Annotated in this window: 12 protein-coding genes and 2 tRNA genes; 10 read left to right on the top strand and 4 right to left on the bottom strand. The window is 54.1% G+C overall.

All coding sequences use genetic code 11. The features are described from left to right. Position 1 precedes the first annotated feature (1 nt). Positions 2-970 (top strand): YpdA family putative bacillithiol disulfide reductase, encoded by a 969-nt coding sequence (locus WJU22_RS10845; protein ID WP_341843256.1) that lies wholly within the window; start codon positions 2-4, stop codon positions 968-970. On the opposite strand, the gene murB is transcribed toward WJU22_RS10845, so the two are convergent. Further along, positions 967-1,983, bottom strand: a complete 1,017-nt coding sequence (murB, locus tag WJU22_RS10840; RefSeq protein WP_341843255.1) for a UDP-N-acetylmuramate dehydrogenase — start codon at positions 1,981-1,983, stop codon at positions 967-969. The genes WJU22_RS10845 and murB overlap by 4 nt on opposite strands. Before the next feature lie 57 nt (positions 1,984-2,040). On the opposite strand from murB, the gene WJU22_RS10835 reads away from it, so the two are divergent. Then, entirely contained in the window at positions 2,041-2,715 is a 675-nt protein-coding gene (locus tag WJU22_RS10835; protein ID WP_341843254.1) for an NAD(P)H-binding protein, read from the top strand. On the opposite strand, the gene priA is transcribed toward WJU22_RS10835, so the two are convergent. Next, on the bottom strand, positions 2,687-5,131 hold the full coding sequence (gene priA, locus WJU22_RS10830; RefSeq protein ID WP_341843253.1) for a replication restart helicase PriA: 2,445 nt from the start codon (positions 5,129-5,131) through the stop codon (positions 2,687-2,689). The genes WJU22_RS10835 and priA overlap by 29 nt on opposite strands. Next, complete coding sequence (locus WJU22_RS10825) at positions 5,128-5,892, bottom strand: lysophospholipid acyltransferase family protein (protein ID WP_341843252.1); 765 nt, start codon at positions 5,890-5,892, stop codon at positions 5,128-5,130. The genes priA and WJU22_RS10825 overlap by 4 nt, the downstream gene beginning before the upstream one ends. Positions 5,893-6,007: 115 nt before the next feature. Here WJU22_RS10825 and mtaB point away from each other — a divergent pair, with 115 nt between their 5' ends. The 4 genes from mtaB to WJU22_RS10805 all read left to right on the top strand — a co-directional run bounded on the left by mtaB (position 6,008) and on the right by WJU22_RS10805 (position 9,025). Beyond that, complete coding sequence (gene mtaB, locus WJU22_RS10820; RefSeq protein ID WP_341843251.1) at positions 6,008-7,288, top strand: tRNA (N(6)-L-threonylcarbamoyladenosine(37)-C(2))-methylthiotransferase MtaB; 1,281 nt, start codon at positions 6,008-6,010, stop codon at positions 7,286-7,288. An 81-nt stretch (positions 7,289-7,369) separates the two neighbouring features. After that, a tRNA-Val gene (locus WJU22_RS10815) sits at positions 7,370-7,444 on the top strand. A 159-nt stretch (positions 7,445-7,603) separates the two neighbouring features. Continuing rightward, the gene (locus tag WJU22_RS10810; RefSeq protein WP_341843250.1) at positions 7,604-8,662 is read left to right on the top strand and encodes a hypothetical protein; all 1,059 of its coding nucleotides are present in this window, start codon (positions 7,604-7,606) and stop codon (positions 8,660-8,662) included. A 66-nt stretch (positions 8,663-8,728) separates the two neighbouring features. Continuing rightward, a complete protein-coding gene (locus tag WJU22_RS10805) occupies positions 8,729-9,025 on the top strand; it encodes a hypothetical protein (RefSeq protein ID WP_341843249.1) in 297 nt (98 codons plus the stop codon). Between the two features lie 71 nt (positions 9,026-9,096). Here WJU22_RS10805 and WJU22_RS10800 read toward each other — a convergent pair whose 3' ends face one another. Beyond that, positions 9,097-9,813: an HmuY family protein gene (locus tag WJU22_RS10800; protein WP_341843248.1), complete on the bottom strand. Its 717-nt coding sequence runs from the start codon at positions 9,811-9,813 to the stop codon at positions 9,097-9,099. 342 nt (positions 9,814-10,155) lie between these two features. On the opposite strand from WJU22_RS10800, the gene WJU22_RS10795 reads away from it, so the two are divergent. The 4 genes from WJU22_RS10795 (at position 10,156) to WJU22_RS10780 (ending at position 15,311) form a co-directional block, all read left to right on the top strand. Beyond that, positions 10,156-10,731 (top strand): hypothetical protein, encoded by a 576-nt coding sequence (locus tag WJU22_RS10795; protein ID WP_341843247.1) that lies wholly within the window; start codon positions 10,156-10,158, stop codon positions 10,729-10,731. Between the two features lie 150 nt (positions 10,732-10,881). After that, positions 10,882-10,956 (top strand) — tRNA-Val (locus tag WJU22_RS10790). A 760-nt stretch (positions 10,957-11,716) separates the two neighbouring features. Further along, a complete protein-coding gene (locus WJU22_RS10785) occupies positions 11,717-12,058 on the top strand; it encodes a DHCW motif cupin fold protein (protein ID WP_341843246.1) in 342 nt (113 codons plus the stop codon). A gap of 220 nt (positions 12,059-12,278) precedes the next feature. Further along, positions 12,279-15,311: a M60 family metallopeptidase gene (locus tag WJU22_RS10780; RefSeq protein ID WP_341843245.1), complete on the top strand. Its 3,033-nt coding sequence runs from the start codon at positions 12,279-12,281 to the stop codon at positions 15,309-15,311. Positions 15,312-15,566 lie beyond the last annotated feature (255 nt).

Below are 15,566 nucleotides of genomic sequence, written 5' to 3'. Positions count from 1 at the left end.
TATGGCAAAAAAGGTAGCATTACTCATCGTAGGCGGCGGCCCCATCGGCCTCGCATGCGCGCTGGCGGCGCAAAAGCAGGGAATAGACTATGTGGTGATCGAAAAGGGCTGCCTCGTCAATTCGCTCTACCGGTACCCCATCAACATGACCTTTTTCTCGACCAGCGAAAGGCTCGAGATCGGCGGCATCCCCTTCGTGTCCAACAACGCGAAACCCACCCGCCCGGAAGCCCTCGAATATTACCGCCGCGTGGCCGTGAGCAAGCACGTCAACATCCATCTCTTCGAAAAAGTGGAAACGGTAAAACCCGCTGAAAAAGGCTACACCGTCATCACCGATAAAGCCGTGTACGGGGCAGACAACATCGTTATCGCCACCGGCTTTTACGACATCCCCAACCTGCTCCGCATTCCGGGGGAAGACCTTCCCAAAGTAACGCACTACTACAAAGACCCGCACTATTACGCCACGCGGAAAGTGATCGTCATCGGCGCCAACAACTCCGCCGTGGACGCGGCTCTGGAAACCTACCGCAAAGGGGCCGAAGTGACGATGGTGGTCAGGGAGGAAGGAATCGGCAAACGGGTGAAATATTGGGTGAAACCCGACATCGAGAACCGCATCAAAGAGGGCAGTATCCAGGCATTCTTCCATTCCTCGCTCGTGGGCGTGCGCGAACAGGAAGCAGACATCCTCACGCCGGAGGGCGTCGTTACCATCCCCAACGATTTCGTGATCGCCGCAACGGGCTACCAGCCTGATTTTCCGTTCCTGGAAAACGTGGGCGTGCAGCTGTCGGCCGATGGCGTGCGGGAGCCGGTCTATAATGAAGACACGATGGAAACGAATATGCCGGGTATTTACCTGGCCGGTGTGGTTTGCGGGGGCATGAACACGCATGTCTGGTTCATCGAGAATTCCCGTGAACATGCAGACAAGATCATCCGCCACATTGCCTCGAAAAACTAAACGATATTGACTTCCCTTTCGAGCACGACGCCGAATTTCTCTTTCACGCTGTCCACGATTTTCCAGGACAGTTCCACGATCTGCTCGCCTTCCGCGCGGCCGTAGTTAACGAGCACCAGCGCCTGCCGTTCATGCACGCCGGCATCGCCGTCGCGGTAACCTTTCCAGCCCGCCTGTTCGATGAGCCAGCCTGCGGCCAGTTTGAAATGCCCGTTGGGCAAGGGGTACGCAACGATGTTGGGGAACGCGAGCTTAAGGGATTCGTAGGTTTCGGCGGTCACTTCCGGGTTTTTGAAGAAGCTGCCGGCGTTGCCGATCTCCGCGGGATTGGGGAGCTTGGAAGAACGGATATTGATGACGGCCTGGCTGATGGCGCGGATGGATAATTCCTTCACGCCCATGCGCTCCAGCTCTTGCTCGATGGCGCCGTAACTGGTATTAAAAGTGGGATGTTTGGACAGGCGGTACGTGACATGGAGGATGGCGAACTGCTCTTTGTACCGGTGCTTGAAAACGCTTTCGCGGTACCCGAATTCACAGGCCTCTTTATTGAACACATGCACTTCGCGGTCCTGCAAATGGAACGCTTCCAGCTGCTCGAACGTATCCTTGATTTCTACCCCATACGCGCCGATGTTCTGCATGGGGCTCGCGCCAACGTTACCGGGGATGAGGGACAGGTTTTCCAGTCCACCGAGCCCTTTGGCTATGCAATCCTGAACAAACTGGTGCCAGTTCTCGCCGGCACCGGCCTGCACGTACACATGCTCATCATTTTCCCTTACGGATTGGATGCCTTTGATCTCGTTCTTCAGCACGATGCCGTCGAAATCTTTCGTGAGCAGGATGTTGCTGCCGCCGCCGAGGATGATCCTGGGCATGGTGGCCCATTTCGGGTCGAGCAATAGCGTTTCCAGCTGCTCGCGCGAGTGGAAAGCCGCGAAATACCGTGCGGTGGCGTCTATGCCGAATGTATTGTAAGGCCGGAGCGAAACATTTTCAGATACCCTCATATGCAAGTGTTCAAATATCCTATCTTTAATAACGGAACAAATATAATCAACATTCATATGCCGGGAACAGCAATTGTGATCGGGGCCACGGGGCTCGTAGGCTCGCTGCTGGTGCAGGACCTGCTGGAAAACAGTGGTTATGAGAAAGTGAAAGCCCTCGTCCGCAAGCCCCTCCCCTTCCGCGACGGGAAGCTGGAACAGATCGTGGTGGATTTCACGGACGAAGCCGCCCTTCAATCCGTGCTCCACGGCGATGTATTGTTCTGTTGCATCGGCACCACCATCAAAAAAGCCGGCAGCGAAGAAGCCTTCATCGCGGTCGATTACGCGATCCCCGTGCGTTGCGGCACCATCGCCCGGAAAAACGGCATCCGCCAGTTCCATCTTGTTTCCTCGATCGGCGCGCAGGCATCCTCCAAAAACTTCTACCTCCGCACCAAAGGCCGTACAGAAGCCGCTTTGCGGGCGCTCGAATTCCCGGCCATGTTCATCTATCAACCCAGTTTCCTCATCGGCAACCGTAAGGAAATGCGCTTCGGGGAACAGGTAGCCCTGTGGGTAATGCCGGTTTTCGGCTGCCTGCTGCGCGGCAGATGGGCCAAATACCGCCCTGCCAAAGCGGAAGATGTCGCTAAAAAAATGCGGGAATTATCTGAAAAAGGGGAACCGGGCGTGCATTATGTGCTTTTCCATCAAGCCAAAACTACACACAATCCACATCCGGGAGAATGATGACCGACCGGAACTGCTTCTCGATCGTCAATTGTAAAAACATTTCTTTCGCCAGCTGTTTGATCTGGGAGATCTTCTTGCTGTCTTTCGGTAATTTGATGAGCATTTCCTGCAGGTAAAACCCTCTCACCCGGCTTACCAGCGGCGCCGCCAGCCCCACGAGCTGATGCCCCAGGTGCGGTTTCAGCCAGTTGCCGAGCACCATGGCGGCCTGTTCCACCGTTTGCTGCTGTTTATGCTTGAGCGTGATCTTCATGAGCCGGTAAAACGGCGGATAACCGAACTGTTCCCGCTCCGCGATCTCGCTTTCGTACATTTTCCGGTAGTTATGCTCCACCACGAACTGCAGGATCGGATGCCGCGTATTGCTGGCCTGTACGATCACCTTGCCCTTCCCGTCGCGCCGGCCGCTGCGCCCGCTCACCTGCTCCATCAGCTGGAAAGCGCGCTCGTTCACCCGGAAATCGGGATAGCTGAGCAAACTGTCTGCACTGAGGATGCCGACGAGGTTCACGTTCTCGAAATCGAGCCCTTTCACCACCATCTGCGTACCCACGAGAATGTCGATCTCGCGCTGCTCCAGCGACTGGATCATCTTGTTATGACTGTCTTTGCTCCGGATGGCGTCGAGGTCCATCCGCGCGATGCGCGCCTCGGGAAACAGCGCCTGCAGGTCTTCTTCGATCTTTTCGGTACCGAAGTTCTTCGGGAACAGGGTCTGGCTGCCGCAAGCCCCGCAAACGTATATGTAAGGATAACGCGTGCCGCAATAGTGGCAGCTGAGTTTGTCCTGATGTTTGTGATAAGTGAGGGAAACATCGCATTGTTTGCAGTTGGGTATCCATCCGCAGGTGGTGCAAAGCAGGAACGGCGCGTATCCGCGGCGGTTCTGGAAAAGGATCACCTGTTTCTTGTCTGCGAGCGATTGGGTGATCTGCTTCCGGAGCACCGACGAGAAGTTGTTCACCACTTCCTTCAGGGCGGTTTCCTTTTTCATGTCCACGATCTCGATGTCGGGCATATCGATGCCGCCGAACCGTTCACCCAGCTCCACCAGGGCGTATTTGCCCTGTTTGGCGTTATAATAGCTTTCGAGCGCGGGCGTGGCAGAACCGAGCAGTACTTTGGCTTTGAAAAGACTGGCGTAGTAAATGGCTGCATCGCGGGCGTGATAGCGCGGCGCGGGCTCGTGCTGCTTGAAGGAAGCGTCGTGCTCTTCGTCGAGGATGATGAGGCCGAGGTCGCGGAAAGGCAGCAGCAGGCTGGACCGGGCGCCCAGCACGATGCGGATTTCGCCGCTTTTTACCTTGTTCCAGATTTCCACGCGCTCGTTGTTGGAGAAGCGGGAATGGTAAATACCGATCTGTCCGGCGAAGTGCTTCTGCAACCGCCGGATGATCTGGGCCGTCAGCGCGATTTCCGGGAGCAGGTAGAGCACTTGTTTCCCGTTGGCCAGCGCGGCTTCGATGAGTTTGACGTAAATCTGGGTCTTTCCGCTGGATGTGACCCCATGCAGCAGGGCCACCTGTTTATCCTGGAAGCCCGTCCGGATTTCGGCCAGGGCTTTTTCCTGGGCGGGACTGAGGTCGAAATCGAGCTGCGTTTCCATTTTGCCGAGCGGTACGCGGTCTACCTGCCGTTTTTCCACCTGCAGGATGCCTTTGTCTACCAGGCCTTTGAGCTGGGCAGCCGAAGCGCCTGATTTCTTGAGCAGTTCGCTTTGCAGTACGGCGCCCTGGGTGCGCACGAGGTGGAGATACGCCAGCAGGAGCTCCAGCTGTTTGGGGGCACGGCTCAGCTCGTCGAACAGCGGGGCCATGGCTTCATCGCTTTCGAGGGCGGGGTTCAGGAGCACATAATTCTCGAGTTTCGCCTTATAGGATTCCTTCAGTTCTTCGTAGACGAGGCATACCCGTTTTTCGATGAGCTGTTTGATGAGGGAATAGACGTCGGAGCGGTCGAGGATGAGCTGTACTTCGCCGATGCGCAGTTCCTTGCGGATCTGGAGCGCCTCGGCGATGAGGTATTCGTGGTCGGAAAGGGCCGTGAAATCGTCGCCGAAGGCGTCGTTATACAGCAGCACCGTTTCGCTGGAAAGTTTGAGGTGAGCGGGGAGCGCGGCGTTGAGCACGTCTCCTTCGTTGCACATATAATATTGCGCGATCCATTCCCAGAAGGCGAGCTGCGTGGGGTATACCACGGGCTCTTTGTCGAGCACGTCGAGGATGGGCTTGGTTTTGTAATTGGAAGGCGGCAGGTCGTGGATGCGCTTCACGATGCCGGCGTACCTTTTTTGCTTACCGAGCTGAACGGCCACGCGGGACCCCGGTTGGATGGAGGATTCCATTTCCGGCGGAACGGCGTAGGTATAGTTCCGCGGCAGGGCTAAGGGCAATATGACGTCGGCGTATTTCATGCAGGCTGGAGCGCCGGATATACTCTGTATTTGCGCAGTTCGGCGTCCATCATTTCATATACCTGCTGGCGGAGCTTGGGAACATCCTCGATGGTGAGCCCTTTCACGGACACCGGTTCCATGAATATCACGCGGCATTTGCCGGGGTTGAGGCTCATGGGGTTCAGGTCTTCGAGGCGGGCGCGGCAATCCACGTACACTACGGGCCGGATGTCGGTCTGCGTTTCTATCGCGATGCGGAAAGCACCCTGGTGGAAAGGCAACAGGGGCTGGGTAGAGTTGTTGGTAGTGCCTTCGGGGAAGATGAGGAGGCTCACTTTGTGCTGGAGCATGAACATCATGTCGCGAACCGACTGCACCCGGCCACGGGCGCTGGAGCGGTCTACCGGTACTACGGAACGGCTGTAGATCATGCCGAACAGGGGTACTTTGGAAAGCTCACTTTTACCGAGGGGGCGGAACGGGAGGGGCATTACCTTCACGGCGAGGGCAGCATCGAGGTAGCTGGCGTGGTTGGCCAGGTAGATGCAGGGCTCCTTGGTGCGGGGGGAATGCCATCTGCGGGTAACGAATATGCCCACGGCGGGGAACCAGACATGGGCCCAGAAACGGAGGAAGTAGAACACAAGGTTCCCGCCCTTCACTTTTCCCAGGAAAGACACGGCCACGATGGGCAGCAGGATCACGAGCATGATCGCCAGCCAGATCACCCCGGCGTAAACGACATAGACGCCCTTGAGAACTTTCGAAATAACGCGCATAAAACCGGCAAGTTACTGCATCCGGCGCAGCTTTTCAAGGGCGGGAAACACATATCGGGATTTTGACATATCAATGGACGGAAAAACGCCCGGAAATCGTACCTTTGCCATCCTTATGACAGGTCAAAAATCAGTAGCATTTCACACGCTCGGCTGCAAGCTGAACTTTTCCGAAACTTCCACCATCGGGCGGATGATGGAAAAGGACGGCTTTGTGCGGAAGGAATTTGACGACACGGCAGACGTGTACGTGATCAACACCTGTTCCGTGACAGACAATGCCGACAAAGAATGCCGGCAGATCGTGCGCCGCATCCAGCGCCGCGCGCCCGGCAGCATGGTAGTCATCACCGGCTGCTATGCCCAGCTCAAACCGAAGGAAATCGCCCAAATCCCGGGGGTAGACCTCGTGCTCGGCGCCGCCGAAAAATTCAATATCGCAGATCATATCCGCGAGCTTACCAAGGGCGACAATGGCGCCAAGGTCTGCTCCTGCGACATTGAGGACGTCAACACCTTCCACTCCAGCTATTCCATCAACGACCGTACCCGTACCTTCCTCAAGGTGCAGGACGGCTGCGATTATACCTGTTCTTTCTGCACCATCCCCATGGCGCGGGGCATCAGCCGCAGCGACTCCATCGCCGGGGTGCTGAACAACGCCCGCGAACTGGCGGCCGGCGGCGTGAAAGAGATCGTGCTCACCGGCGTAAACCTGGGCGACTTCGGCAAAGGGTTCGAAGGCGGCAAGAAGCGCGAAGAATCGTTTTACGAGCTCATCCAGCAGCTGGATGCCGTGGAAGGCATCGAACGGTACAGGATCTCGAGCATCGAACCGAATTTGCTGACCGACGAGATCATCGATTTCGTGGCGCAAAGCCAGAAGTTCATGCCGCACTTCCATGTTCCCCTGCAAAGCGGCAGCAACGATATCCTCGCCCTGATGCGCCGCCGCTACCGCCGCGAGCTGTATGCCGAAAAAGTAGCGCGGATCAAGGAGAAAATACCGCATTGCGCGATCGGTGTAGACGTGATCGTGGGCTTCCCTTCCGAAAGCGACGACCACTTCCTCGAAACCTACGATTTCCTCCATAGCCTCGACGTGTCGTACCTCCACGTGTTCACCTACAGCGAGCGCGACAATACCCACGCCCTCACCATTTCGCCGGTGGTGCCGGTGAACGTTCGCCAGGAGCGCAACAAAGCCCTGCGCAACCTGAGCCACAAGAAAATGTCGTACTTCACCGAACAGCACATCGGGCAAACGCGCCCCGTGCTTTTCGAATCGCACGGGAAAGACGGGATGATGGAAGGCTATACCGATAACTACATCAAAATCTCGACGCCTTTCCGTGAAGAATGGAGCAATAAAATCGTGGATTGGGCACTTCGTTAAAAAAATCTGAAAAAAAATTTGGCGGAATTCAAAAAGATTCTACCTTTGCAATCCCAACGAACGAAAAGCGTTCACAAAAAAGGGAGCTTAGCTCAGCTGGTTCAGAGCATCTGCCTTACAAGCAGAGGGTCGACGGTTCGAATCCGCCAGCTCCCACAGAAAGCCTCGCAATTTGCGGGGCTTTTTTATTCCGGGTTATTCCATCCCACGCTGCCTTTCCAGCATCCGCAACTGTCAACCCACTGTCAACCCGTCCGGATTGGCGGAACGGCGGCCCCAACTGAAAATCAGCAGCAATAAATTACATCAATGCTTATGAAGAAATTGCTAAAAATCATCAAGATCATCACCATCTCCATCATCGGTATCATCGCGGCCGTCTTTCTTTATCTCTACGTCGACAGCAAGCTTTTTATCGGGTTCAAGGATAACGATAACATCGACTACCTCACGAAACAGCATGTCCCCGCAGGCGATTCCATCAACGGAAAATTATTCGACGACGCGTTTTACGGTTCGAAGGTTTTCCTCATGGGAGAAATCCACGGGTATGCCGACAATCAAAAGCTGGACAAAGCCATGCTGCTGTTCCTCCATAAAAATGCCGGCGTGAAATATTACATCGCGGAAATGGATAGCACCACCGCGAACAAATTCAATGCCTTCCTCGGCAGCAACCCGAAAAACGAAGCGATCCTCCACGAAGCGGTTTCCGATATCCGCAAAAGGATCCCGCAACAATCCAGCCGCGAGCTGTTCGAAAAATGGATGGCCATCCACGATTATAACAGCCAACAGCCTGATTCCTTAAAGATCACCGTCATCGGCATCGATAAAGGTTTCGACGACAAAGACGCCACCATCACAAGAGACTCCGCCATGATGCTCAATTTTGCGCATGCCGTAGCGGAACGTCACCTGGAAAATGAAAAATTCTACGGCTTCTTCGGTTTCTTCCATGTGCTGCAAAATACCATCGCGCCGGGCAAGCATCCGTTCGCCGAAAAGCTGAAAGCCGCCGGGATCCGGACTACGAGCTTCGTCAGCTATACGCTCGACAGCGACATGTACCTTCCCAAAAACCCGCAATTCCCCACCCCTGCCGACGAAAAAGTTGATTGGGTAAATGCCGACGGCCCATTGATGCTGGTGAAAGGTATCCAGGATTTAAAAGCACTCACCCAACCCCATTCCATCACGCTTTTCAGGATCGACGGGGCGCAGTCTCCCTATGCAAAATCGCAGCACCTGATGAAGGTGAAGGCGCGGATGTTCGGGGAAAACTTCATGCCCGTCGAAGGTGCGGTTACGACGGATTATTTCCAGTACGTTTTCCTGCTGAGGAATTCCGGGGCGCTGACCAAACTTCCATAAAAAACGTCCCGCGAGCGGGACGTTCCAATATTTATATGTTTTTTAGCGGAAATATTCCAGATACGAATGAATCCTGCAAAAATCAATAAATGGCTCACATGGCTGGCGATATTATCGATGACATTTTTCATCGTCACCCTACTGCACATTTATAAAACGATCACATTACCGTTCGATTTGCTGGGGCCATTCATGGTCTGGTTCGTCTGTAATTTATTGTTTTGTATCACCGGTGCTGTGTTAACTTATTCCCTGAAGGAGCGGCAGCTGCCATACAAAATTACGGCCTGGCTGACTGCTTATTTCTTCCTGCCCGTGTTGCTATGCCTCCTGCTGTTTTTGATTGTGAGCTCATTGCATTAAAAAAAACGTCCCGCGAGCGGGACGTTCTGGTACTTGTCGTTTTTTAGCAGAATATTAAAAAATGAAGGAGGTTACCTGATGGTAAAATCTTTCGAGCCCGGCGCCGCCAGTACGTACTGGAAGTGGAAGAACGGGCGCGCAGTGGCGGTTTCCGGTTCTGCCGGCGCATCTTTGTACATGCTCGTGATTTTCAGTTTGGCGTAGTTGCCGCTGGCGGTGCGGACGATGATCGTACGGTCTGGGCGGGCCCAAACGGTGTGTTTCTGCGTGGTGGCGCTATTGCCGCCGATGCCTTTGGTGGCGCGCAGCGTGCCTGCGAAATCGTACACGCACCAGCCGGTGGTGGTGCCGAAGAAGCCCGCGGTATCGAGACCTACGCCGGTTGAAGTGGTGATGAAGACGGCTCCGTCGGGGACGCGGGTCACCTGGTCGAAGGGTTTATCGATGATCAGCACGCCTCCTTTGCCCGGGCCACCTTTTCCAGCGGAAGTATTGCCATCTTCATTGACCCCGTAGTTACCGGAAACGGCGGAATTGGCGTTACCGCCGAACGCCACGTCCCAATCCCCGCTTTGCAGGTTCTTCGGGGAACCGGCCTTTTCCATTTCCAGGCTGAAGTAAATGGTGGCTTTGCTGGTAGTGGTATCTCCATTGAAATTGGCGACCGAGATCAGCTTGTTGTAATTGCCCGTGGGAACGGGCGTTTCATCCTTATCGTCTTTGGAGCAGGCTGCCAGCATCACTGCCGCGGCGCAGGCACCGGCGGCCCATTTGTAGGAATGTATCATGTGTTTGGTAATGTTTGAAGGCGCAAATTCCGGATTCGGTGTTACCATATGCGGAGAAAGGATGTCCATTCCGGGAAACTCCATCTTCCCTATTCATATATAGAATTATTATTATTTATTATATTGAGTATATTTTTAGCTGAGTTACCACATTCATCCGCCATCAGGCGTTGTTGCAGGAAACCGACACGCCTTTCATTTTCATCCTGCTGCTCCGGATGGCGGGAGCGCTCGTTACCCTGGGCATCGCGGCGGCGTATATGCGCCGTGTGGTGGTGGCGCGAATGGCCACCCGCTGTCTTGCCGTGGCGTTGTTGGGCCTCTGCCTGATCAGGGAACCTGGTGACCGGCAGAATGGCCACCCCGCAGCAATCCAACGGGCTCGTGTTTGCGATGCACTTTATCCCGGTACTGAACCTGCTGGCGATGTTCATGCTGCACGACGCGCCGCAGAAAAATCATACGCCGAAGGAAAACGCGCAATACTACATACAGCGCGATACATCGGCCCTGGCGCATTGGATCGTGGTGCTGGGGGTCCTTTTTGCATTGATCGGCGGGGTGCGCACCTGGCTTTCGTACGACAGCTTTCTGAGCGAAAAGATGTACAGCTTTTATGCCTTCGGCGATATGGGTGATTCCGGGATGCAACTCATAAAGTTATCGTTGCTGCTGATCATTGCCGGTTATTTCATTAAAGTGCTGGGTTATGTGTTGCTGTACAACCATCGGAGCGCGGTCTTTTTTATTGTGACGATGAACATCCTGCTGCTGGTGCTCACTTTCCTTGAAGTTTTACCGCTGGCCATGTTGTTTAGCATTGCGGCGTTCGCTTCATTTTTCGTGCTGATGGAAATTTTCCATCCCGCTTTGCATAACGACGATGCATTGCTACTCACGGAACCGGAAATAGCCTGATACGCTGAAGCCCGCTCCTGTAGCGGGCTTCTTCTTCCTCCGAAAAACGATTAAAAAAATTTTCTGCGCAGCTGATTGTTTTTGAAATATTTGTCTATATATTTGCACTCCCATCGAACGACAAGCGTTCACGAAACGGGGAAACAAAAAGGGAGCTTAGCTCAGCTGGTTCAGAGCATCTGCCTTACAAGCAGAGGGTCGACGGTTCGAATCCGCCAGCTCCCACACTACAAACGGCAAAGAAGTACATCTTCTTTGCCGTTTTTCTTTTATGTCCATTCTCCACTCCTTTTATCAACTTGCCCATACCGGTTTCACGATAACCCGAAAATTTCAGCCATGACAGGCAATGCATTTTTTGGTGCGTCGAGGTATATTGAAAAATGATAGCGGAAGACCGGTTGGATAGTTGCAGTTTTCCAACTTTTCCTGATAACCCGAATTTTCCCGGCTCGACAGGGTATCCATTTTTTGATGCATCGCTTTATCTTGAAAAATGATAGCGGAAGACCGTTTGGATAGATGCAACTTTCCCATGTTTCATGATTACCCAAAATTCCCCCACACTACAGGATATGCATTATTTTGATGCATCGATGTATCTTGAAAAATGATAGCGAAAGACCGTTTGGATCGATGCGATTTTCCAACTTTTCATGATTACCCGAACTTTCCGTGCTAGACAGGATATGCATAATTTGATGCAACGGTATGTGTTGAAAAATGACAGCGAAAGACCAGAGAGATGCAGTTTTCCCACGTTTCATGATTAACTGAAATTTCCCGGCTCGACAGGGTATCCATTTTTTGACGCATCGTTATATCTTGAAAAATGATAGCGAAAGACCGTTAGGATCGATGCAGTTCTCCCACGATACCTGCTCCTGTTTTATAACTTTCGAACATCACATTCGTCAATTTCGGCGGAAAACGGCATTCGCGGTCAAGGGGAATCCGTAATTTTATCCATCCCAAAAACATTCCCATGAGCATTCCATTCACCGTCGTCAACTGGCAAGATATCCTTCCCACCACGCACCCCGGCGAAACAGGCGTTGCGCATTGGCAGACGCTGCAGTTCCCCGGCCTTCGGGTCCGCATCGTCACCTACGGCCCGGGATACCTTGCAGACCATTGGTGCGCCAAAGGCCACATCGTCCATTGCCTGCAGGGCAGCTTCGACAGCGAGCTGAAAGACGGCGCCACCCATACCCTCACCCAGGGAATGACGTACATCGTTTCCGACAACGCCAGCATCCACCGCTCCCGCACCGAAAGCGGCGTCACCCTCCTCATCATCGACGGGGATTTCCTCGCGGGAAGATGACTTTTCTTATCCAGATAAACAGATTTCAAAAAAAGATGCTATATTGAAGGAGAAATTACTCCTGAAGAGACCCGACCGTATCAAAATCTAATGTGTGATAAGATTAACCAAACCCTCAGGAACTTTCCCGGATCGTCATCAGTAAACCGAAATCCCACGCCGCAACCGATACGCTGCGAAGCGGAAGTTGTTTGTATCAAATGTGCTTAACCATTTAGTTATGAAATACATATCTACGCTACTCTTCGGGATAGGGCTATGCAGCGCCGCGTCTGCACAGTTCCAGGTCTCCCCCATTTTCGCAACGTCGCCCAGGCCCGCTCAGCCTGGAACGGAACTCAGTAAATGTTTCGACGGAGACGTTTCCACCATCTATCATTCCAGCTGGAGCATCAACGCCATCCCCGACACGGTGGACTTCTTCTTTAACGGCGTCAGCAACGTCAACAAGATCGAATATTTTCCCCGGCCCAGCGGCCTCAACGGCGTCTGGCAAAAAGTGGAACTGTATTCCCGGAAAGCCAATACGGCTTTCGTCAAAGCTGCAGACCTCACCTGGGCGAACGACAACACCATGAAAGTCATCAACCTCCCCGGAAACGGACTGGACACGCCCGCCTACGTGCGCTTCGTGGTCACCCAGGCCACCGGGAACTTTTCCAGTTGCGCGGAAATGAAGTTCTGGTCTTCCGCCGCACAGGTAGTGCCCATCGACTGCACCAACCCGGGCGACGGGCTCACCGGCCTGCTGGACACGAAAGTTGCCGTCCAGAATGCGTCCGTTTCGCCGGCCGCCAACAGCGCCGGGGAAGGGATCGATAAAACCATCGACAACAACAAGAGCACGTTCTACCACTCTTCCTGGGCGGGCGGCGGGTTCCCCATCGAAATGACCTACAATTTCCAGGGGAACAACCAGATCAACTACATCGTGTACACGCCGCGGCAAGACGGCAGCGGCAACGGGCATTTCGGGAACGTCGAAATATGGTACAAGACCACCCCGAACGGAACGCCCATCAAAGCGAAAGACGCCAGCCTGAATTTCAGCGGCACACCCAGCCGCATCGAGCTGGCTTCCCCGCTGGTGAACGTGCGCGCCGTGATCGTGAAGGTGTTGAGCGGACAGAGCAATTTCGCCAGTTGTGCGGAAATGGAATTCTTCAAGAAGAACCCCGCGTCTGGCAGCGTGTACAATAATATGTTCGACAGCCTGTACTCCGTGCTGAAACCCGGCGTAACACAGGCACAGATCGACACGGTTTCCATGCCGTTCTTCAAAACGCTGGCGCAATGCCTTTACAACCATACGTACCAGCGGAAATTCAGGTATCAATCCTACAAAGTGTATCCGCAGGTAGGCACTACCGCCGCTTCGCTGAAAACATCCACTTACAATTCTTTCGAAAACCCCACGGGCATCGCGTTCAAGGCAAACACGAAAGCCGTGCTGTTCGTTGGCGCCACCAACGGCGTTACACCTTCCCTGCGCGTGACCGACTTCGGCTCCGCTTCCATCACAGACCGGAGCTACGTATTGTCTGAAGGCCTGAACGTGATCGACATCACGGCAGACGGGCTTGGTTATATTAACTATTACAACAACGATTCCACGAAGCCGGATATCAAAATCCACATCGCAACCGGCCGCGTGAACGGGTATTACGATCCGAAAACCGATACGGATACAGACTGGTTCGGCTATCTGACCAACCAGATCTATCCCACGCTGGATATTAAAGGCCGGTTCGTGAACCTCAACTATCATAAAGCCGCGCTGCTGGGCAATTCTCCCCAATCCGGGCATGCGCTCATCGGAGTGTACGACTCGATCGTCAACACCGAGTATATCCTCATGGGCTTATACAAATACAACCGCGTGCCGAAAAACCACATGTTCGCCTGGTCGGCCTACAGCGGCGGATGGTACGCCGGCGGATGGGGCGCGCATTTCGACCTCACCTGGGGCGAGCCCGGCCTCGCGAATGCGGAAGGCGTGAAGGTGTCTCCCTGGGGCATCGCGCATGAGTTCGGCCACGTGAACCAGGTACGCCCGGGATTCGTATGGACCGGCACCACCGAAGTGACCAATAACCTGTATTCCGTTTGGGTGGATTATACGATGGGAACGTCGTACCCCGGCCGGTCGAGGCTCGACGACGAACCGGTTTCGCCGGACGATGTTCGCCCGGATATCGCCGGTGGCCGCATCAACGGCGCCATTCTGCATAGCCTGGTGAAAAAGAGGGCGATCATGTCGAACCCCGACGTGTTCAAGCGGCTGGTACTTTTCTGGCAGTTGGAATTGTATTACCAGTCTGCGGGCGCGAGCAAAAACCTGCCTACTTTGCAGCAACGGTTGACAGGCACGCCTGCTCCCGGCGGCAACCAGCCCGATGTGGCGTTCTGGCTCGGCGACATGCTGGAAAAAGTGCGCACCACCAATGATGCGGGCCTCACGAACAAAGACTTCATCCTGAATTGCGTGAAGAACGTTTGCGACGTGGTGAAGGAAGACCTTTCCGACTTCTTCGTGAAATCCGGTCTGCTGGCGCCTATCGACGAAATCGTAGACGATTATTCGCCCGGCAGGATCACCATCACCCAACAGGACGTAACCAACACGATCAACGCCATCAAGGCTAAGAACTACCCCGCCCCGGTATCTCCCGTCATCCACTACCTGTCTGCCAACAGCGTCAATACATTCAAAAACCTGCAGACGGTGTCGGGCACTTCGGGCGTGGGCGCTACTTTAAGCAACAACACGATCACCGTAGACGCGTCGCAATGGCAACACGCCGTGGCGTTCGAAACCTACAAAAACGATACGCTGGTGGATGTGGCCATCTTCGGAACCGGCAGCGGCGACAACAGTTTCACCAAAGTACTGTTCCCCAATACGGCGACAGCGGTGTTTGCCATCGGGTATAACGGCGAGAAGAAGCTCGTCTATCCCGCCACGCTTCCCAACCAGGTGGTGACCGGCATTCCGGAAGCCAATGGCGAGCACGCCAATATCAAGGTATATCCCAACCCCACCAGTTCTTTCGTGAACGTTACGCTGAACGGCGAGGGAAAAAGAGCCCTGGACCTGCGCATGACCGACATCACCGGCACGCTGATGCACGCCAGGAGAGCTTTTGGTGGAGAAACCGTTCAGGTAGACATGTCCAGGATGCCGCCGGGTATGTACTTCCTGCAGGTACTCAGCAAACACGGCGTTATCACTAAAAAAGTCATCAAACAATAATCGTTTTTCCGATTATAACCAGAAAGGCCGTCTCGCAATGAGACGGCCTTTCCGTTTTACACCCGACCAACCCGGCTACCTAAACAATCTTAGCATAAAAAAATCCGGCCGGTAATTCTGTTAAACAAACGCCTCGGCGCATCCTGTAAATTGCGTACAGGATTTTTCGACCAGCATCATATCGCTGAAAACATGCAGGGAGACCAATTACCGAATGGGATTTCCCTGATCAGCAGGCCGACTGCAACACGACCC

Origin of the sequence: Chitinophaga caseinilytica (assembly GCF_038396765.1) — a bacterium.
In the GTDB taxonomy this organism is placed as follows: Bacteria; Bacteroidota; Bacteroidia; order Chitinophagales; family Chitinophagaceae; genus Chitinophaga; species Chitinophaga caseinilytica.
Note: the sequence above shows the minus strand (reverse complement) of the source record. Positions and strands in the feature narration are given on the sequence as shown.

Bases quoted from the DNA above. Each gene is read 5' to 3' on its own strand.
- WJU22_RS10780 (WP_341843245.1), top strand. From the start codon at position 12,279: ATGAAATACATATCTACGCTACTCTTCGGGATAGGGCTATGCAGCGCC.
- murB (WP_341843255.1), bottom strand. From the start codon at position 1,983: ATGAGGGTATCTGAAAATGTTTCGCTCCGGCCTTACAATACATTCGGC.
- mtaB (WP_341843251.1), top strand. From the start codon at position 6,008: ATGACAGGTCAAAAATCAGTAGCATTTCACACGCTCGGCTGCAAGCTG.
- priA (WP_341843253.1), bottom strand. From the start codon at position 5,131: ATGAAATACGCCGACGTCATATTGCCCTTAGCCCTGCCGCGGAACTAT.
- WJU22_RS10810 (WP_341843250.1), top strand. From the start codon at position 7,604: ATGAAGAAATTGCTAAAAATCATCAAGATCATCACCATCTCCATCATC.
- WJU22_RS10785 (WP_341843246.1), top strand. From the start codon at position 11,717: ATGAGCATTCCATTCACCGTCGTCAACTGGCAAGATATCCTTCCCACC.
- WJU22_RS10800 (WP_341843248.1), bottom strand. From the start codon at position 9,813: ATGATACATTCCTACAAATGGGCCGCCGGTGCCTGCGCCGCGGCAGTG.
- WJU22_RS10805 (WP_341843249.1), top strand. From the start codon at position 8,729: ATGAATCCTGCAAAAATCAATAAATGGCTCACATGGCTGGCGATATTA.
- WJU22_RS10835 (WP_341843254.1), top strand. From the start codon at position 2,041: ATGCCGGGAACAGCAATTGTGATCGGGGCCACGGGGCTCGTAGGCTCG.
- WJU22_RS10845 (WP_341843256.1), top strand. From the start codon at position 2: ATGGCAAAAAAGGTAGCATTACTCATCGTAGGCGGCGGCCCCATCGGC.
- WJU22_RS10825 (WP_341843252.1), bottom strand. From the start codon at position 5,892: ATGCGCGTTATTTCGAAAGTTCTCAAGGGCGTCTATGTCGTTTACGCC.